Annotated in this window: 15 protein-coding genes; 5 read left to right on the top strand and 10 right to left on the bottom strand. The window is 58.7% G+C overall.

What is annotated here, in order from left to right; all coding sequences use genetic code 11:
* The 4 genes from radA to alr form a co-directional block, all read right to left on the bottom strand.
* Window positions 1-1,368 carry a DNA repair protein RadA gene (gene radA, locus GLP52_RS02615; protein WP_093732580.1) on the bottom strand — a complete coding sequence of 456 codons (1,368 nt, stop codon included), beginning with the start codon at window positions 1,366-1,368 and terminating at the stop codon, window positions 1-3.
* A gap of 60 nt (window positions 1,369-1,428) precedes the next feature.
* Window positions 1,429-2,196 carry a DNA repair protein gene (locus GLP52_RS02620; protein ID WP_237271493.1) on the bottom strand — a complete coding sequence of 256 codons (768 nt, stop codon included), beginning with the start codon at window positions 2,194-2,196 and terminating at the stop codon, window positions 1,429-1,431.
* 122 nt (window positions 2,197-2,318) lie between these two features.
* A complete protein-coding gene (locus tag GLP52_RS02625) occupies window positions 2,319-2,846 on the bottom strand; it encodes a paraquat-inducible protein A (protein WP_237271494.1) in 528 nt (175 codons plus the stop codon).
* Window positions 2,824-3,858 carry an alanine racemase gene (alr, locus tag GLP52_RS02630; RefSeq protein WP_093732578.1) on the bottom strand — a complete coding sequence of 345 codons (1,035 nt, stop codon included), beginning with the start codon at window positions 3,856-3,858 and terminating at the stop codon, window positions 2,824-2,826. Before alr ends, GLP52_RS02625 begins: the two co-directional genes overlap by 23 nt.
* A gap of 220 nt (window positions 3,859-4,078) precedes the next feature.
* Between alr and GLP52_RS02635 the strand changes: the two genes are divergently transcribed.
* Both GLP52_RS02635 and GLP52_RS02640 read left to right on the top strand, forming a co-directional pair.
* A complete protein-coding gene (locus GLP52_RS02635) occupies window positions 4,079-5,410 on the top strand; it encodes an alpha/beta hydrolase family protein (protein WP_093732577.1) in 1,332 nt (443 codons plus the stop codon).
* Between the two features lie 12 nt (window positions 5,411-5,422).
* Window positions 5,423-6,148 carry a sterol desaturase family protein gene (locus tag GLP52_RS02640; protein ID WP_237271495.1) on the top strand — a complete coding sequence of 242 codons (726 nt, stop codon included), beginning with the start codon at window positions 5,423-5,425 and terminating at the stop codon, window positions 6,146-6,148.
* A 30-nt stretch (window positions 6,149-6,178) separates the two neighbouring features.
* On the opposite strand, the gene GLP52_RS02645 is transcribed toward GLP52_RS02640, so the two are convergent.
* The 4 genes from GLP52_RS02645 to GLP52_RS02660 form a co-directional block, all read right to left on the bottom strand.
* A complete protein-coding gene (locus tag GLP52_RS02645) occupies window positions 6,179-7,681 on the bottom strand; it encodes a replicative DNA helicase (RefSeq protein WP_093732575.1) in 1,503 nt (500 codons plus the stop codon).
* A gap of 157 nt (window positions 7,682-7,838) precedes the next feature.
* Window positions 7,839-8,519 carry an orotate phosphoribosyltransferase gene (locus GLP52_RS02650; RefSeq protein WP_237271496.1) on the bottom strand — a complete coding sequence of 227 codons (681 nt, stop codon included), beginning with the start codon at window positions 8,517-8,519 and terminating at the stop codon, window positions 7,839-7,841.
* Between the two features lie 93 nt (window positions 8,520-8,612).
* Window positions 8,613-9,653 (bottom strand): dihydroorotase, encoded by a 1,041-nt coding sequence (gene pyrC, locus GLP52_RS02655; protein ID WP_237271497.1) that lies wholly within the window; start codon window positions 9,651-9,653, stop codon window positions 8,613-8,615.
* A 71-nt stretch (window positions 9,654-9,724) separates the two neighbouring features.
* Complete coding sequence (locus GLP52_RS02660) at window positions 9,725-10,714, bottom strand: phosphoadenosine phosphosulfate reductase (protein ID WP_237273351.1); 990 nt, start codon at window positions 10,712-10,714, stop codon at window positions 9,725-9,727.
* A 212-nt stretch (window positions 10,715-10,926) separates the two neighbouring features.
* Here GLP52_RS02660 and GLP52_RS02665 point away from each other — a divergent pair, with 212 nt between their 5' ends.
* Together GLP52_RS02665 and GLP52_RS02670 are read left to right on the top strand one after the other, a co-directional pair.
* Window positions 10,927-11,838: an AAA family ATPase gene (locus GLP52_RS02665; RefSeq protein ID WP_237273352.1), complete on the top strand. Its 912-nt coding sequence runs from the start codon at window positions 10,927-10,929 to the stop codon at window positions 11,836-11,838.
* A 76-nt stretch (window positions 11,839-11,914) separates the two neighbouring features.
* Window positions 11,915-13,171 (top strand): vWA domain-containing protein, encoded by a 1,257-nt coding sequence (locus GLP52_RS02670; protein WP_237271499.1) that lies wholly within the window; start codon window positions 11,915-11,917, stop codon window positions 13,169-13,171.
* Between the two features lie 3 nt (window positions 13,172-13,174).
* Here GLP52_RS02670 and purL read toward each other — a convergent pair whose 3' ends face one another.
* Window positions 13,175-15,334, bottom strand: a complete 2,160-nt coding sequence (purL, locus tag GLP52_RS02675; RefSeq protein WP_093732569.1) for a phosphoribosylformylglycinamidine synthase subunit PurL — start codon at window positions 15,332-15,334, stop codon at window positions 13,175-13,177.
* Between the two features lie 252 nt (window positions 15,335-15,586).
* Window positions 15,587-16,492 (bottom strand): LysR family transcriptional regulator, encoded by a 906-nt coding sequence (locus GLP52_RS02680; protein WP_093732568.1) that lies wholly within the window; start codon window positions 16,490-16,492, stop codon window positions 15,587-15,589.
* A gap of 262 nt (window positions 16,493-16,754) precedes the next feature.
* On the opposite strand from GLP52_RS02680, the gene GLP52_RS02685 reads away from it, so the two are divergent.
* A complete protein-coding gene (locus GLP52_RS02685) occupies window positions 16,755-20,171 on the top strand; it encodes an indolepyruvate ferredoxin oxidoreductase family protein (protein WP_237271500.1) in 3,417 nt (1,138 codons plus the stop codon).
* Window positions 20,172-20,220: the final 49 nt, after the last annotated feature.

Below are 20,220 nucleotides of genomic sequence, written 5' to 3' on the forward strand. Positions count from 1 at the left end.
TTAACCAGCCCCGAATATTTCGCCTACAAATCCGGTTAGATCGCTCATGGTATTAAGCGTTATGCCGTTCTTGCCCACAGGTTTTCCGCCCGCGGGCGCGATGGCGCTGGTAAAACCAAGTTTTTGCGCTTCTTTCAACCTATTTTCGGTCTGACTGGCGGGGCGTAGCGCACCGGACAGGCTGATTTCCCCAAAAACTACGGTTTCTGCGGGCAGGGCCACATCTTCTCGTGCACTCAACAGCGCCGCAGCAACCGCAAGATCTGCTGCCGGCTCTGAAATTTTCATGCCGCCTGCGACGTTCAGATATACATCCAGCCCCGCAAAGGGGATGCCGCAGCGCGCCTCTAGCACGGCGAGGATCATTGCCAGACGGCCGCCGTCCCAGCCAACAACCGTGCGCCGCGCCTGCGAATGAGGCGAGGGGGCCACAAGCGCCTGCAGCTCGCATAGGACGGGGCGTGTCCCTTCGATACCTGCGAAAACAACCGACCCCGCCGCAGGGGTGCCGCGTTCGGATAAGAACAGGGCAGAGGGGTTGGTCACCTCGGCCAGCCCTTGGCCCGTCATTTCGAACACGCCAATCTCATCCGCTGGGCCAAATCGGTTTTTGACCGCGCGCAGGATTCGGAACTGGTGCCCGCGCTCGCCTTCAAAATAGAGCACGGTGTCGACCATATGCTCAACAACCCGAGGGCCGGCGATCTGCCCGTCTTTTGTGACGTGGCCTACAAGGATGACCGATACGCCGCGTCTTTTGGCAAAGCTCGTCAGCTCGTGCGCAGCGGCGCGGACTTGACTGACAGAGCCAGGGGCGGAATCGACATTATCTGCCCACATGGTCTGGATCGAATCGATGATCACAAGATCGGGTTTCTCTTCTTCCAGCGTGGTCAGAATATCCCGGAGGTTGGTTTCGGCGGCCAGCTGCACCGAGGCATCGGCCAGCCCCAACCGCTGTGCCCGCATACGCACCTGTGCCGATGCTTCCTCGCCGCTGACGTAGATTGTTTTCAATCCGCTGCGGGCAAAATGCGCGGCGGCTTGCAGCAGAAGAGTGGATTTCCCGATACCTGGATCACCGCCCACCAGAATGGCAGACGCGGGTACAAGCCCGCCGCCCAACACGCGATCAAGCTCGGCAATGCCGGACTGGCTGCGGGGCGGGGGGGTGTCCTTGGTCGTGAGGTTTGTCAGCACCATCGCGGCACCGCGCCGTGTGCCCAGCGATTTGCTGGGCGGACCCGAGGCCGCGCCTTTATCCTGCTGGATCGTGTTCCACTCACCACAGGCGTCACAGCGCCCGGACCACTTGTTGTAGGTAGCACCGCAGGCGGCGCAAGAGAATGTAACGGGAGATTTAGCCATGCGTCTTTCTGGCCGAACAAACGAGCAACGTCAAAGTAAAACCGTTTAGGTCACGCAGAGTTACTCTGCGGCTTTGGGGGGCAGTTCGACAACCCGTGAATCGCGCGCCATGTCAGCGGCGGTCACCATGCGGTCGATGCCGAGCTCTGGCATGATCTCGCGCATTTCGGCGCGTAAACGGTCCAGCTGTGCCGCAGCAACGCTTTCTTCAAGCTCGACCTCGTGCAGCCAATGCTTCATCTCGGTGGTGATACCTTTGGCCTGATCCAGACGGCTGTTGAACAGGTTCACTTCTTCCTGACGCTCTTTCAGGAAGTTGCGGGCTCGTTCGATTTTTTCGTCTGCATAGACCGTCGCGAGTTCTCTGGAGATATGGCTCATCTGTGCCGCAACTTCGAGAAGGGCGGGCTCTAGCGTGCTTAGGTCAGGGTGGTCACGCAGATAGGCCAGACGTTCACGCACAGAGTCGAACTCTGACGACATCTGAAACACTTCACCGCGATCCGCCGCATGCACAGCACCATAAGCGCGGGTTACATCATCCATATTCATCGAGAACTGGCGATGCGACGTCTCAAGCTGCATCACACGGCGATTGGTCGGTAAGAAAAAGCAAAGACCGACAGCCAAGAAGGTCAGCCCGATTTGGGCGTACATGCCCGCTTTCTCGACCGGTTCACCGGCATAGCTAATGGGCAGTTCGACCCATGCCCACAATCCCAAGGCCGCCATCACAGTCGAGACGGTAATCGCCACGGCGGCAATAGCGAATAGCGCGACTGCGAGTCTTTGAAAGATATACTGGATAAGTGCTGTCAACGCGTTCATCTGTCTCACCTTGTGCTTGTGTGTCTGTTATAAGCAAGAATATGCCGGCGCCGGCAAAAGGCGAAGAAAATCTTCTTTTTTTAGTAAATGAATCGATTTAACAGGGTTAAAACACCCTAAATTCAACCCAAGCGTGAAGTGGGGTGGGAGGTTTGCCTCCGAGGGTCGACCAAGTTTTGCGTATGATACCCTATGAATACAGACGCTAAAATACATGCAATAAAAAGATAGAGCCCCCAGGCCGTCTCTATCCGACCGATCCCGATCCCTTTGGCCAAGGTCACATAGAGGGCAATTAAAAAAACATCTGCCATCGCCAGTTTGCCAGCTACCTGCAAGATAGGTAGGGTGCGCGGGCGAATAAGATCAAACTGCACCAGCGTCAGCCCGACGGTCTTTGCGTAAGGGGCCGCCAACGCAAATAGTGCTACGACCAACGCTAAGAACATGTCGGTTTGCCAAAGCGACCTCAAGCCGCTCAGAACCGAGATCTCGGTCAGTCCGAACAGCGGCAGCACGCCCGCACGCAACAGCGGCGCACCCCATGCGACGGGATAAAGGATCAGCAACGACAGGTTCAAAAACCGCAGCAGCGTCTTTGTGCGGCCTACGTCTTTTTGCGGTGGATCATTCGACATAGACCCGATCATAGCGGGCTCCTAGCGCGGTCAGCACCTCGTAGCCGATGGTGCCCGCAAACCCTGCGACGGTATCGACCGATTGATGGCCACCGATCAACTGCAAGTGTTCGGGCACCTCGGCAAGGCTGGTCACATCGACCGTAATCAAGTCCATAGAGACACGCCCGATGACCGGCAATCTGCGGCCCTCATGTGTCAGGGTGGCCCCGTTGCCCAAGGCGCGGATCAGCCCATCTGCATAGCCGGCAGCAATTGTGGCGACCTGCGACGGGCGCGGCGCAGTCCATGCGCAGCCATAGCCGACAGGGTGGCCTGTGCTGACCTCGCGTACCTGAATAACAGGCACATCCAGCGTAACCACGGGCTGTGCATCCATAAAAGGCAGCCCGCCATAAAGTCCGATACCGGGGCGGGTCATATCAAAGTGATAATCACGCCCGAGCAGGATGCCACCCGTGGCCGCCAGTGACCGTGGTACGTTCAGCCCGTCGGTCATGTCGTGGAAGGTTTTCAGCTGGCGGGCGTTCATCGGGTGGTTCGGTTCATCTGCGCAGGCCAAATGAGAGATAATGAGCGTCGGGTTCTGGGCCAGTGCGATGTCGCGCAGCGCGCTCCATTCGGCGGGATCCATGCCCAGACGGTTCATACCGCTGTTGAGCTGTATGCCAAAACGATGGCCGGGCAGGGTCTCCACGTGCGCGATCAGCTGGTCGACCGAATTGATCATCGGTGTCAGCGCGGCAGAGCGGATCATATCGGCGTCTCCGGGCATATGCCCTGCAAAGACGTTGATCGCAGGGCCGGGCCCCAATACGCGGCGCAGCGCTACGCCCTCTTCGGCGACGGCAACAAAGAACTTGCGCGCCCCTTGGGCTGCCAGAACAGGGGCGACGCGGTCGATCCCCAGACCATAGGCGTTGGCCTTGATCACGGCACCGGTTTCGCAGCCGGTCATTTCATTCAGCGCCTGCCAATTGGCGGCAACCGCGTTGAGGTCGATGGAGAGGGTCGCTGTTGTCATAGGATTTGTTTCGACCGGATACCCGCGAAGGTCAAGCCACCAGCACCTGTCGCGTTCAAATATCCGTCATCCTGGGGACCACCGGCGGTTTATCGAACTGATTTCCCTAACGTAACGAAACCTTCGCATGACGCTTGCATGGTGCCGCGAACTGGGTAGCCTGTGCCTGACAAAAGACAGGCTACGATCAGCAGCCGGATTATAGGACGGGAAAAACATCATGCGATTTGCAACAAAGACGACGGGGTCCGCTTTGGCGGTGATTACAGCAATGGCCGCACCCATGGCGCAAGCAGAGAACCGGATCGACACACAGATGCCGAACGCACCGGATATGGCGGCCTACGGGGATGCTGCCATCGGGGTGCGCCAGCTTGATCTGGTGCATAAGGACCAGATCGATATTCTGTCTATTGATCCGGCGGCTGATAAGCCAGAAACCCTGCCACGCTATGACCGCCCCCTAACCGTCGAAGTCTGGTACCCCGCTGCAGAGGGGGCCACGGGCGACACCGCGATCAAGGCGTTCATCCGCGATGGCAAGACCGAAGTCACCCTACAAGGCAAAGCCATGCGCGACGTGGATCCTGCCCAGCCCGACGCTGCGTATCCGCTGGTCATCGTCTCTCACGGATATCCCGGTAACCGGTTCCTGATGTCGCATTTGGCCGAAAACATCGCGTCGAAAGGCTATGTTGTGGCGTCGATAGACCACACGGATTCGACCTATCGCACGCAGGCTGCCTTTGGTTCCACGCTGGTGAACCGGTCGCTGGACCAGCTGTTCGTTTTGGATGAAATGGCGCGTCTGTCGCAGGACGAAAGTTCATTCCTGAACGGATTAGTTGATGCCGATAACACCGGTTTGATCGGTTATTCGATGGGCGGCTACGGCGCGGTGATTACTGCAGGCGGCGGCGTGACGGAAGCTTCGGTCGGATATGGCTGGGGCGGACCGCACGGCACCTTGGGTATCCATCAGGCGGGATCAGAGACGCATACCAACCTGCCTGACCCGCGGATCAAGACCGCGATTGCAATCGGCCCCTGGGGTATGAACACAGGCTTTTGGGACGCCGAAGGGCTGAAGGGCGTACAGATTCCGATGCTGTTCATGGCAGGGTCGGAAGACATGGTATCGCTTTACGAAAAGGGGGTGCGCGGAATTTGGGAGAACGCAAGCAGCGTCGACCGTGCCTTGCTGACTTTTGAAAATGGCGGCCACAATGCGGCGGCACCCATGCCTGCACCGGCAGAATCCTTCCGCGATGACGCTGATCTGGGGTTCAATGTCTCGAGCCACTACACCGATCCGGTCTGGGACACGGCGCGTATGAACAATATTGCCCAGCATTTCGCCACGGTCTGGATGGGGCAGCACCTGAAAGGCGACGCCGAAATGGACGGCTATCTTGATCTCGTCGAAAACTCCAACGACGGGGTCTGGTCGATGAACGAGGACGGTACCCCGAAAGAGGACCACAACTATTGGAAGGGGTTCGACAAGGACACCGCCAAGGGGTTGCGCTATGAAACCATGTCTCCTGAATAAGGAGGCACGCGCATGATGCGTCTGCGTATCATGTTCTCGCATGCGGCTGTCGCGGTGATGGCGGTCGCATGCGTGGCAGGGCTTATCGGCTTGGCGCTGTTCGCGTCGTTGTGGGTCTGGGCGCTGGTCCCGTTGGGGGTCGCGGCGCAGATGCTGAATGAGTACAATCTGCATCGTTATGTTTTCCACCTGACACCCCCAAGGGCGCAGTGGGCGTTTGACCTGCTTTATATGGCGCACTACGGCCACCATGATTTTCCGACGAACACCAAGCTGTTTTTCGTTCCGATCTGGGTGGCGTTGCCGATGCTGGTGATGAACGGGGGCGTGCTTTGGGGGGTGCTCGCGCTGATCGGGGTGCCGCAGGCGGGGTGGGTTTCGATGGCAGTGGTGCCTGTGGGCGGCGTGCTGACGTTTTTGATCTATGAGTGGTTCCACATGACAGCACATGTGAACGTGTCCAAAACGCGGGTAGAGCGGTACGTGACCACGCTGCACAACCAGCACCATTTCCGCGATTTTAGTAAATGGTTTCACGTCAGCCCCGGCGGGGAAGTGATCGATCGCGTGATGGGGACGGCGATTGACCGCGATGCGCTGAAGCATCAACAACGGATCGAATTCATTCGCACTTTGGGGATGCGACCCAATGACCCAAGGCTGATCGCGGCACGGGACCGCTTTGCCGCGAAATACAACCTGTCAGAGGCAGAGATCGCCCGCGCAGCAGTGGTCTAAACCGCTGCGCGTAACGTATGTGAGGGGCGATCAGAACTCCTGATCGCCGCCGCTGTTTTCACTTTGCCATGGTTTCACAAGGTTGCCAAAGCGGGTGAAGCGTCCTTCAAAGCTCAGATCGACGGTGCCAATCGGTCCGTGACGCTGCTTGCCGATCACCACCTCGGCGCGACCATGCAGACGCTCCATCTCTTCTTGCCAGATCGCCATTTTGTCCAGCTCGTGATCACCGGGCTTTTCGCGTTCTTTATAGTATTCCTCGCGGAACACGAACATCACGACGTCGGCATCCTGTTCAATCGACCCGGATTCACGCAAATCCGACAGCTGCGGTCGTTTATCTTCGCGGTTTTCCACCTGACGTGACAGCTGCGACAGCGCGATCACGGGGATGTGCAGCTCCTTGGCAATGGCCTTGAGGCCCATGGTGATCTCCGAGATCTCGTTCACCCGGTTTTCGCCTTTGCCCGTACCGCGCACCAGCTGGAGATAGTCGATGATCAACACGTCCAACCCGTGGGTCCGCTTGAGCCGCCGCGCACGGGCAGCCAGCTGGCTGATCGGCAGGGCAGGCGTGTCGTCGATATACAGCGGGCAGGCCTCGAGCGCCTTGGCGGCGTCCACAAAGCGCCGGAATTCGGTTTCGGTCATATCACCGGACCGGATCTGCTGCGATGGGATCTCTGCCGCCTCGGACAGAATACGCGCGGCCAACTGTTCTGCGCTCATCTCGAGGCTATAGAACCCGACAACGCCACCATCGACAGCGCCTTCGGTGCCGTCATGCAAGGTGCCACGGCGGTAGGCTTTGGCAACGTTAAAGGCGATGTTCGTCGCAAGCGAGGTTTTCCCCATCGACGGACGACCCGCAAGGATCAAAAGGTCGGACGGGTGCAAGCCACCCAGCTTTTTATCCATATCAATCAAACCGGTAGAGACACCGGATAGGCCACCGTCGCGCTGGTAGGCCGCATTGGCCACGTTGACCGCATCGGTCACGGCTTTCAGAAAGCTTTGAAAACCGCTTTCGGTCTGACCCTGCTCGGCGAGCTTATAAAGCTTCTGTTCGGCCTCGACGATCTGTTCGCGCGGCTCTGACGCGACATCGACCTGTGCTGCTTTGGCCGAAATATCGCGGCCAAGCTGGATAAGGTCACGGCGCACCGCCAAATCATAGATCATCTGCGCATAGTCACGTACGGCAAAGGCACTGATTGCGGCACCGGCAAGACGCACGAGATAGGCAGGCCCGCCCAGTTCTTTCAGCCCTTCGTCATCCTCCATGAACGCCTTGAGCGTCACGGGGGAGGCAAGGTTGTTCTTGGCAATTCGTGCGGCGGCGATCTCGAAAATGCGCGCGTGAACGGGATCGTAGAAATGCTTGGGGCCGATGACAGACGCCACCCGATCATAGATGTCGTTGTTGGTCAGGATTGCGCCCAACAACTGCTGTTCCGCTTCGATGGAATGCGGCATCGTCTCTGCCGCTTGAACCGTTAGCTGGTTACCGTCGATGCTTGAAATTTCGTTCATGCTACGTGTTGCCCCACTGATTAATGACCCGAGGCTTGTCTACCCGAGCCGCCCGTCATCCCGCAATCTTTATAAGCTGTGGATAACCTGATCTATGCGCTAGCGTAGCATATGTCGCGTGATTTTACACCACGCGACACAATATCATGTGGATTGCTTAGGATTTTTTCCGCGCATCCTGCCACGCTTCGGGCGCGTTCAGGAAGGCTTCGACTTCGGTCAGGGTTTCTATGTCAAACGCGTTCTGTGCTTTGGCTTCGGCCAGCACATCCCACCAGGTGCACAGGCTATGCAGCGTAACCCCGTGATCGCCCAAGGTCTTTTCGGTTTGCGGGAAAATACCGTAGTAAAAGATCACCGCCGTATGCCCACAGGTCGCACCCGTATCACGAATCGCGTCGACAAAGCTGATCTTTGACCCGCCATCGGTGGTCAGATCCTCGACCAGCAAAACCCGTTGGCCTTCGGTCATTTCACCCTCGATCCGAGCGTTGCGGCCATAGCCTTTGGGCTTCTTGCGCACATAGGTCATCGGCAGAGCCATGCGTTCAGCCACCATCGCGGCAAAGGGAATACCCGCGGTTTCACCGCCCGCGATATTGTCGAACGCTTCGAAACCGGCTTCGCGCATCACCGTCACCGTCAGGAAGTCCATCAAGGTGGCGCGGATGCGCGGATAGCTGATCAACTTGCGACAATCGATATAGGTTGGGCTTGGCAGACCCGAAGCAAGGGTGAAAGGCTCTGCCGCGTTGAAATGGACCGCTTTGATCTCCAGCAACATCCGCGCGGTCAGGCGCGCCATTTCGGTCGAGTCGGGGTAGCTGGTAGGGATCATGTCGTGCGTTCCTTTTGGGGCCTTGGCAAAGGCAGTCGTTGGTTGCCGGCCCGCATCTTAGCTGGGCCGGCAAAGGTCTATATCGCGGGGTGGTCAATCAGAGTTAACGGACCAGTTCAACGGCATCAGAGGATCAAAAACGGTGACCGGCCCTTCAGGCGTGTCAATATGATCGGGATAAGTCGCCGGTGTGCGGGTCAGCGTCATCGTCGCATCATTCGGTGCCAGCCCGTAAAAATCCGGCCCGTTGAGCGAGGTAAAGCGTTCAAGCTGCTCTAGTGCGTCTTCCTGTTCGAACACCTCTGCCAAGATCGACATGGTATTGGGCGCGGTAAAGCAACCGGCACAGCCGCAGGGCAGCAGCTTGTTCGCGTCCGTGTGGGGCGCGGAGTCCGTACCCAGAAAGAACCGCGCATCGCCGGATGTCGCTGCAGCACGCAAGGCAAGCCGGTGGATCTCGCGCTTGGCAACGGGCAGGCAGTAGTAATGCGGCTTGATCCCCCCCGCGAGGATATGGTTGCGGTTGATCACCAGATGGTGCGTGGTGATGGTTGCTGCCAGATTGCCTGTACTTTCAGTCACATACTGCGCGGCGTCGGCGGTGGTGATGTGCTCCATCACGACTTTCAGCCCAGCGTGGCGGCTGCGGATCGGGTCCAGCACGCGGTCGATGAATACGGCCTCGCGGTCGAAAATATCGATTTCGGGGTCGGTCACCTCGCCGTGGGTGCACAGGGGCAGGCCGATCTCGGCCATCCGTTCAAGCACAGGCGCGACGTTGTCGAAATTTGCGACCCCACTGGCAGAGTTGGTCGTAGCGCCGGCAGGGTAAAGCTTGACCGCAGTGATCAGACCGCTGGCATGGGCCGCGGCCACATCATCAGGGTCGGTGTCTTCGGTCAGATAAAGCGTCATCAGCGGCGTGAAATCCGCGCCTTCCGGCAGGGCACGCAGGATGCGATCACGGTAGGCAGCGGCATCTGCACCGCGCACCACCGGAGGCACGAGATTTGGCATGATGATCGCACGGGCAAAATGCGCGGCGGTATAGGGCAATACGGCATCCAGCATCGCGCCGTCGCGCAGGTGCAGGTGCCAATCATCGGGACGTCGAAGCGTGAGGGTCTGTGTCATGGGCTCCCCGCTAGCACAGGGCGTGCAGGCGCGCTAGTCTTGGGATGGCACCTGCGGCGGTTCTATTGCAGTTACCCCGACTTTTGGGCGGCCTCGTCTTGATCCGTGTCAGCGTCGCCCGCCGGCGCGTTTCTAAGCGCGATGTCGGCCTCGATCTGCTTTTGACGTCGTGCGAAACGCGGGGCAGAGATGCGCTCGTTTACCCAGCGACATAGCATCAGGATAAAGGTTTCGCGCTGATCCTGCTCCAGTGCGTTCAGTAGGCTACGCAAATAGGGGCGGTGATCGCGACGCGCACGTGCGCAGCGCGCAAAGCTTTCGACGGTCAAGTCGTCCTCGGCGGCCAAGGTCAGTACGGCTTCGAACTGATCCAGATCTAGCAGCTTGGATTGCAATGCTGATCCCATACGGCGCATGCGCAATTTGGTGACATTGGGTCGGGTAAAGAGGCTGGCGTGCATCGCATCCAAGGGCACTGCTGGATCATAAATAACATATGCGGCTTCGGCGGCGTCCAGCATTTCGGGCGCATAGCCGAAACGGGATGTGAAATCCGTACGGCGCATCTCGATGAAACGATCGTCCCATCCGGCCACGCTAGGATCCAGCGTCGCTTGCGGTTGAATGGCAACAACCCGTGCGCCGGGGGCCGCAACAGAATAGGCCGCCGCCGCATAGCCACCCGGACCTGCACCATAGAAAACAACGCGGTCGAATTCGTCAAAAAACCCGTCGTCAATCAACCGGTCGAAGAACGCATAGACATTTTCGTCGCGAAACCACGTATCCCCTTCGGAGGCGATGCACAGATGCGACCAGTCTTCGTTGCGGACCATTTCCCACCCCAAAGGGTGTGCCAATGATGACAGGGCGCGCATCCCGCTGATGGTTTCAAAGCTGACCAGCAGAGTTTTCGTCTTTTTCAAAAAGATCGCATGATGTTTGCGCCCGAGCGTTTCGTAGAACCCATCGTCCTGCGCGACTTGGACAACAGCATCTAGCCACGCATCTTTCGAAAAATCGGCAAATGAAGTCTCGAGCGTGAAGGGGGTATCGATCATGGTAAACGTCCTCAATCGTAAACGGGCACAAGGCACCCTAGGCTTTGGTATGAGGTATCAGCGCATTAAGGCAAAAATGCGGAGATTTAAGGCATATTTATAGCACATTATGTGGTGCATCCAAGGCAAAGTCTCGGGCCTCAGACGCGCTTGGCCCTTGACCGCGCCGGATCAGAATGCACCACTTGTGTCAGGCAAAACGGGAGAACGCCATGCAACTGCCCCCTTCGATTGATGCCGTGCAAGAGCTGCTTGCGGGGCAGGGCTATGTCTGCGGCCGCCCGCTGGCGACAGTCGTCTTCCTGAGCCTAACGTTGGGCCGCCCGCTGTTTCTGGAAGGCGAAGCGGGCGTCGGTAAGACAGAGATCGCCAAGGCGCTTGCCCTTGCGCTGAACCGCAAGTTGATCCGGCTGCAATGCTACGAAGGCCTGGATGCTTCGACGGCTGTCTACGAATGGAACTTTCCGGCACAGATGATCGCCATCCGCACGGCAGAGGCGACGGGCGATACCTCGCGACGTCAGCTTACCACCGAATTGTTCAGCGATGATTTCCTGATTGAACGGCCCTTGCTCGAGGCGATGCGCCCTGACGAGCGGGGTGCGCCGATCTTGTTGATCGACGAGCTTGACCGCACGGACGCCCCCTTTGAGGCCTTCTTGCTTGAAGCGCTCAGCGATTTTCAGGTCACGATCCCCGAGCTTGGCACGATCAAGGCCCCCGAACCACCAATCGTGATCCTGACGTCTAATCGCACGCGAGAGGTGCATGATGCGCTTAAACGCAGGTGCCTTTACCACTGGGTCGATTATCCAGACTTCACCCGCGAAATGGAGATTTTGGCCGCCCGCGCCCCCGAAGCCTCCAGCGCGCTCAGCCGCGAGGTGGTGGCCTTTGTTCAGCAGTTGCGCACTGAAGATCTGTTCAAGAAGCCTGGCGTGGCCGAAACAATCGACTGGGCAAAATGCTTGCTTGCACTGGATGTGATCAACCTGAGCCCCGAAACCATCGCCGACACGCTCGGGGCTATTCTGAAATACCAAGATGACATCGCCAAGCTGCAAGGTTCCGAAGCGAAACGGATTCTGGATCAAGCCAAAGCCAGTCTGGACCCCTCCAGTTGAGCCGCGCCACTGCTTCCAAATGGACAAAAATCCTCGGGGGTCTGGGGGCTGACAGCCCCCGGTGGGCAACTGCCTGATGGAACATCTGCCATTAGAGCTGCCGGATAATCCTAAACTTGCCGGCAATATCACCCATTTCGCCCGTGCCTTGCGTCGCGCGGGCCTGCCAATAGGCCCGGGCCGCGTGATTGACGCGATCCGCGCGGTAGAGGTGGCGGGGTTCACCGACAAGACAGATTTCTACTGGACGCTGCACGCCTGTTTCGTGAACCGTCCCGAACACCGGATCATCTTTGCGCAGCTCTTTCGTTTGTACTGGCGCGATCCGCGGTATCTGGAACATATGATGGCGGCGATGTTGCCGGCGATCCGTGGCGTACAGGAAGACCGCCCCGCTCAAGCCGCCGAGAAACGCGCCGCCGAAGCCCTGCTGGATGGTGCCGAGGCGCCCGACCGCGAAGAAGAAGGGCCCGATGATGATCGCGAGACAGAGATCAAGGTCGACGCGAGCCTCACGATGTCCTCGCGCGAACGTCTGCGCAGCCTTGATTTCGAACTGATGAGCCTCGCCGAGGTGGCCGAGGCCAAGAAGATGCTGGCGCGGTTGAGCCTGCCGGTTAAACCCATGCCCTCGCGCCGCGCCATGACTTCCCCGAGGGGGCGGATTGACGCGGCGCGCACCCTGCGGTCGGCTCTGCGGCGCGGCGGCGAGATGCACAAGCTGGCATTTAAGACCCCACGCCCCCGCTATCCTAATCTGGTGGTGCTTTGCGATATATCCGGCTCGATGAGCCAGTATTCCCGCATGGTGCTGCATTTCCTGCATGCGGTGAGCAATGCCAAGGGCGCGGGATGGGCGCAGGTACATGCCTTTACCTTCGGGACGCGGTTGACCAATATCACGCGCCATCTGGCCACCCGCGATGTGGATGCCGCGCTCAAGGCGGCGGGGGCACAGGCGCAGGATTGGGAAGGCGGTACCCGTATAGGCGCAAGCATAGAGGCGTTTAACCGCGATTGGTCGCGGCGGGTCATGGGGCAGGGTGCCGTTGTGCTGCTGATCACTGACGGGCTGGATCGCGACGCGCCCGACGATCTGGCGCGGCAGATGCAGCGGCTGCACCTGTCAGCGCGGCGGCTGATCTGGTTGAACCCGTTGTTGCGGTGGGACGGTTTTGCGCCCAAGGCGGCCGGCATTCGTGCGATGCTGCCCTATGTTGACAGTTTTCGCGCCGGCCATTCGATTGCCTCGCTCGAGGAGCTGGCAGAGGTGATTTCCCGCCCCGATGACAGGGGCGAGAAAACGCGTTTGATGGGTCTGATCGACCGTTAGGTCTTAGGCAAAGGTGGCTGCAAAGGCCCCGCGGTAGGTCGCCGACAAATCTGCCAGCGGCGCTTTGACACCACCAAAGTTCACTTGGTCGCCGCCGAATTTCCCGACGCTTTCGAGATGCAGACCGGCGCTTTGGGCCGCGACCATCAAGGCTTCGGCTTGGTCGAAGTTGCACGCAATCAGGTAGCGCGCCTGATCCTCGCCAAACAGAACCTGTGTATCGGCGGAATCCAGGGTGACCCCGACGCCAGCTTCCTCGGCCAGCTCGAACGCGGCAAGCGCGAGGCCACCGTCAGACAGGTCGGTACAGGCTTTGATCAGCTCGCGGTTGGCACGGATGAATTCACCGTGGGCTTTTTCCAAGGCCAGATCGACATGGGGCGCGTCGCCGTCGCGGCGGTTAAAGACTTCGAGCAGCAGGGCGGATTGCCCGATGTGCCCTTCGCTGGCACCCAGAACCAAAGCGACATGGCCGTCACGGACCTCTTTGCCGATGATCTCGTCTGTGTGTTTCAGCAGGCCGACCGCGCCGATGGTGGGCGTTGGCAGGATGCCTTTGCCGTCGGTTTCGTTGTACAGCGATACGTTGCCCGACACGATGGGCATATCCAGCGCGGAAACTGCCTCGCCGATGCCTTTCAGCGCCCCGACGAACTGGCCCATGATCTCGGGCTTTTCGGGGTTGCCGAAATTCAGGTTATCGGTGGTCGCCAGCGGCAGGGCCCCGACGGCACAAAGGTTACGGTAGGCTTCGGCCACGGCCTGTTTGCCGCCCTCGACAGGGTTCGCCTTGACGTAGCGCGGCGTCACATCCGAGGTGAACGCAATGGCTTTGTCTGTGCCATGGATGCGCACGATACCCGACCCCAGACCCGGGGTGCGGGCGCTGTCGCCCATAACCATCGTATCGTATTGTTCATAGACCCACGCTTTGGATGCGTAGTTCGGGCTGGAGATCAGCGCGTGCAGCCCGTCGATGGGATCAATGCCCGGCACATCCGACAGTGGTTCGGCTGCGGGTGTCTCTACGTAGGGGCGGTCATATTCGGGGGCGTTGCCCGACAGCGCCTTGAGCGGCAGGTCGGCTTTGACCTCGCCATTGTGCACGATCAGGAAACGGTCTTCGGCGATTGTTTCGCCCACGATAGCAAAGTCGAGGTCCCATTTGTCAAAGACGGCTTTCGCCTCGGCTTCGAGTTCGGGGCGCAGGACCATCAGCATTCGTTCTTGGGATTCCGACAGCATCATTTCATAGGCGGTCATGGCATGTTCGCGGGTCGGGACCTTTTCGAGGTCCAGACGTACACCAAGGTTGCCCTTGTCGCCCATTTCCACGGCAGAGCAGGTCAGACCCGCCGCCCCCATATCCTGAATAGAGATTACAGCACCGGTCGCCATCAGCTCTAGCGTGGCTTCCATCAGGCGCTTTTCGGTAAAGGGGTCGCCAACCTGAACGGTCGGGCGTTTGTCTTCAATGGTGTCGTCGAACTCGGCTGACGCCATGGTCGCGCCGCCCACACCGTCGCGGCCGGTTTTCGCGCCAAGGTAAACGACCGGCATGCCAACGCCGGAAGCGGCGGAATAAAAGATCTTGTCAGTGTCGGCCAGACCGGCGGCAAAGGCGTTCACAAGGCAGTTGCCGTCATAGGCGGTATCAAAGCGAACCTCGCCCCCGACAGTTGGAACGCCAAAGCAGTTGCCATAGCCGCCAACGCCTGCAACGACGCCATGCACCAGTTGGCGCGTCTTGCGATGCTCAGGCGAGCCAAAGCTAAGCGAATTCATCGCCGCAATAGGACGCGCGCCCATGGTGAAGACATCCCGCAAGATGCCGCCCACGCCAGTCGCAGCCCCTTGGTAGGGTTCGATATAGGACGGGTGGTTATGGCTTTCCATTTTGAAGACCAGCGCCTGACCGTCGCCAATATCGACGATGCCCGCGTTTTCGCCCGGTCCGCAGATCACCTGAGGGCCCTCGGTCGGCAGCGTGCGCAGCCATTTCTTTGACGACTTGTAGGAACAGTGTTCGTTCCACATGGCCGAAAAGATCCCCAGCTCGGTAAATGTGGGTTCGCGCCCGATGATGTCCAGAATACGCTGATATTCATCGGCGTTGATGCCGTGGCTTGTAATCAGTTCTTGCGTGATGGCTGGTTCGGTCATGATGCGCGTTTTCCCCTAGCAATATGCCACACCTCTTAGATCAAGCGCAGCGCGGGGAAAAGACCTAAGGCGGGAGAAGAGCGTCAGCCAAAAAAAAGGCCGAGCACGAAGCTCGGCCGAGTCCAACAGGGAGGTATGAAGAAGCGGCACGGAGCCGCCCGTCTTCATACCGCTCAATTAAGTGGCGCGAGTGCGTGGATCAAGGCGGGAATCGTTAATCTATGACATGCCCGTTATGCGGTTTTCGCATAGCTAGCGGGATTCCTTCTCGCGCAGCAGTTTGCGGTGGGTGATGATCTCGTCTTGGACAAAATCCTTGAATGCCGCGACGCGTTTGGAAGAACGCAGCTCTTCAGGGTAGGCAAGGAATACGGGCACATCCGCCGACTCGGTCTCGGGGAGCACCTGCACGAGGTCGGGGAAGTCTTGGATCAGGTAATCAGGCAGAACCCCGATCCCGAGATTGTTAATGACCGCTTGAAGCACACCAAAGTAGTTATTCACCGTCAGCATCGACCGCACGTCATGCATCATAAGCTGCTGGATCAGGTTCAGGCCCGCGTGCACCTGATTGCTGTCTGTGTTCTGGCATATCAGGCGGTGATCCGACATATCCTCAAGCCGCTGGGGCGTGCCGTTCGCCGCGAGATAGGCGGGTGAGGCATACATGCACATCTTGATCATCATCAGCTTCTTGCGCACCAAATCGGCCTGCGATGGCTCCTTCATGCGGATGGCCACATCGGCTTCGCGCATAGGAAGGTCCAGCACGCGTTCTTCCAGCATCAGGTCGACCTTAAGGTCAGGGTATTTCTCGTAAAGCTTGGGCAGGCGCGGTGCCAGCCACAATGTACCAAAGCCTGTTGTCGTTGTGACGCGCAATTCGCCAAAGACCTCTTCTTCGCTGTCGCGGATGCGTGCCGCTGCGGTATCGAGCCTTTTCGACATTGCGACTGTGGCATCAAACAGCAGCTCGCCTTGCTCCGTTAGGATCAGCCCGCGCGCATGGCGGTGGAACAGGTTGGTATTCAACTGCTCTTCCAGCCCACGTATCTGGCGGCTGACCGCAGATTGCGACAGGTTCAGTTTGTCCCCCGCATGGGTCAAGCTGCCGGCGTCCGCGACGGCGTGAAAAATTCTGAGCTTGTCCCAATCCATGAGGGCGACCTTTTGTGATGTGCGCGCTGTTCGCAAGAGCAGCCATCTTTGCGCGGAATACGGTTTAAAAACAACCCTGCGACAGGGTGCATCGGGGCATATAGGCTTATCTTATCACGGCTAGATCGGGTGAGTGTGCAAAAGATCAAGGGCGCGCGCCCGCTGCATTGCGATCTAGGGGTGGTCACAACGCTAGACAGGTCAGCTTTTGTGACCTAGTATGAGGGAATAGCTATTGATTGCACGTAGGGGAGGACGCGCTATGGGTACGCAGAAAATTTCACTAACTGACCGGTATGACCTTGAGAAATCGCCAGTGTTGCTGAACGGCACACAGGCGTTGGTGCGCATGATGATGATGCAGGCCTCAAGGGACAAAACCGCAGGTCTAAACACCGCGGGCTATGTGACCGGATATCGCGGGTCGCCCTTGGGGGCCGTGGACTTGCAAATGGAACGCGCCGCCAAGTCGCTGGCCGCGCATAACGTCGTGTTCGAGCCGGGCCTGAACGAAGATCTTGCCGCTACCGCCCTGTGGGGCAGTCAGCAGGCAGAGCTGCGCGGCGAAGGCAAGTACGACGGTGTGTTTGGCCTGTGGTACGGTAAAGGCCCGGGGGTGGACCGCTCTGGTGATGTGATGCGCCATGCCAATATGGCAGGCTCGTCCACACATGGTGGTGTACTGATGGCTATGGGGGATGATCATACGGGTGAATCCTCTACCGTGCTGCACCAGTCCGAATGGGCGATGGTGGATGCCTATATGCCTGTTGTCAGTCCTGCCGGTGTGCAGGAGATCCTTGATTACGGTATTTATGGATGGGCGCTAAGCCGGTTTAGCGGGCTATGGGTCGGTCTCAAGACGATGAAAGACACCGTAGAGGCGACATCGGTGGTGAATGGCGACCCGAACCGGATGAAGCTGGTCACGCCGCAGTTTGATATGCCCGAAGGGGGGCTTAACATCCGTCTGCAAGACACGCCGCATCTGCAAGAGGCGCGGATGATTGACTATAAACGATATGCCGCCGAAGCGTTCAGCCATGCCAACAAGATGGACAAACGCATGTGGGGCAAACGCGGAGCTAAGATCGGCATCGCGGCTGCGGGTAAGAATTGGCTGGATGTGATCCACGCCATGAGCCTGCTCAACATCGACGAAAACGAAGCCGAACGTCTGGGCCTCACGCTCTACAAGATCGGTCAGACCTTCCCGCTGGATATGAAGGGCTTCCATTCCTGGGCCGAAGGGCTTGATCTGGTCATTGTCGTCGAAGAAAAGCGCAAGCTGATCGAGGTGCAGATCAAGGAGGCGCTGTTCTCGGATACGCATCGCCGCGTCTATGGCTGGCACAAAGGCGGTGGTGCCGGGATGGAGCATGGCGAAGAGCTGTTCCCCACCCGTGGCGCGCTGGACCCGATCTGGATCGCCGAAAAGCTGGGCGGTATCTTTATCGAGGAAGGTCGGACGACCGACGGCATCAAGGCCGGTATGGAAGCGCTGGATACCGCGCGACGTGCCGATAACGCCGAAGACATTGCCGCGCGTGTGCCGTACTTCTGTTCAGGCTGTCCACATAACTCATCAACCAAGCTACCAGAGGGGAGCCGCGCCTACGCCGGGATCGGTTGTCACTATATGGTGCAATGGATGGACCGCGAGACAACGGGCTTTACCCATATGGGGGGGGAAGGGGCGAACTGGATCGGTGAATCCAAATTCTCGACCCGCGAGCATGTGTTCCAGAACCTCGGTGACGGAACATACAACCATTCGGGCAATCTGGCGATCCGTGCGGCCATCGCGGCCAAGACGAACATCACCTACAAGATCCTTTATAACGATGCCGTTGCGATGACAGGTGGCCAGCATAACGAAGGCGATCTGGACGCGCCGCGTATCGTGGCAGAGATCAAGGCGATGGGCGTCAAGAATATCGCTGTAGTCTATGACGAGAAAGAGGATGTGGATCAAAAGGCCTTTGGCGACGTGCCCATGTACGAGCGTGCCGATCTACAAACCGTGCAAGAGAATTTCGCAAAGCTTAAGGGCGTCAGCGCAATCGTCTATATCCAGACCTGTGCCGCCGAAAAACGTCGTCGTCGCAAGCGGGGGCTGTTCCCTGATCCCGACAAGCGGGTGTTCATCAATACCGATGTCTGCGAGGGCTGTGGGGATTGTGGTGTGCAGTCCAACTGCGTCTCGATCGTGCCCGAAGAGACAGAGCTGGGACGCAAGCGGGCGATTGACCAATCATCGTGCAACAAGGATTTCTCGTGCGTCAAAGGATTCTGCCCGTCCTTCGTGACGCTGGAAGGGGCCAAGATCCGCAAAGACCCCACGACAGAGGTCAAGATCCCCGACCTGCCCATGCCGACCTTACCTGCGATCAATGGCACGCATAACGTGGTGATCACCGGTGTTGGTGGGACCGGCGTTGTGACCATCGGTGCTGTGCTGGCGCAAGCGGCACAGATTGACGGCAAGGGCGCTGGGATGATGGAAATGGCGGGGCTGGCCCAAAAGGGCGGTGCCGTACATATCCATTGCCGTATTGGGAACCGTCCCGAAGACATCAGCGCCATTCGCGTGGCAACAGGCGAAGCAGATGCGTTGATCGGGGGGGACCTTGTTGTCTCTGCCGGCACAAAGACACTTGGCCTGACGCGCGCTGGGCGGACGGGGGCGGTTGTGAACTCGCATCAGATCATCACGGGGGAATTTACCCGCGATACTGAATTCCAGATGCCGTATGACCGGCTGACCCTCGCGCTTGAAGCGCGGCTAAAGGATGACGTCGCGCTGTTTGATGCCTCTGATCTGGCCAAGGCGACGCTGGGGGATTCGATCTATTCGAACATGATGATCTTTGGCGCGGCTTGGCAGCAGGGGCTAATCCCGCTGTCGCTGGACAGCCTGCAACAGGCGATCACCTTAAACGGTGCTGCGGTCGAACGGAACCTGCGCGCGTTTGAACTGGGCCGTTGGGCCGTGCTGCACCCCGAAGACGCCAAGCGTGTAATGACGCCAAATGTCGTCGCGCTGCCAAAAACCTTGAACGAAAAAATCGCCTTCCGGAAAGACCACCTGACGGCCTATCAGGGAAAGGGTTTGGCTAAACGCTATGGCGCGATGTTGGATAAGATCACGGATGACCGCCTGAAAGAGGCCGTGGCCTTGGGCTATCACAAGCTTTTGTCTTACAAGGATGAATACGAGGTCGCGCGCCTGTTGAAATCCACCCGCGCCAAAGTGGCAGAGGCCTTTGAGGGGGATCCCAAGCTGACCTTCAATCTTGCGCCACCGATCCTGTCGAAAACCGGCGCGGATGGCCGTCCGATGAAACGGACCTTTGGCGCGTGGATGGAGGGGCCGTTCAACATGCTGGCGCGGATGAAATTCCTGCGCGGCACGCCGTTCGATCCCTTTGGCCGCACCGAAGAACGCCGGATGGAGCGGTCCTTGATCTCGCAATACGAGGCCGACATGAAGGATGTTCTGCCCAAGCTGACCGACGCAACCCATGACGCGATTGTCGCCTTGGCGGAGCTTCCCTTGCAGATCCGCGGCTTTGGTCCGGTGAAACAGGCGAATGAAGCCAAGGCCGCAAAGCGGCGCGAAGAGCTGCTGGCCGTGATCCGGTCGGGGGGCACGCAAACCTCTCGCGCGGCAGAATAGTCTGAATAGGCTGAATAGGCTGTCTGTCACGCGACTGTCATGATCCACT

The sequence above is a fragment of the Sulfitobacter sp. M22 genome (genome assembly GCF_021736025.1).
Lineage (GTDB): Bacteria > Pseudomonadota > Alphaproteobacteria > Rhodobacterales > Rhodobacteraceae > Sulfitobacter > Sulfitobacter litoralis.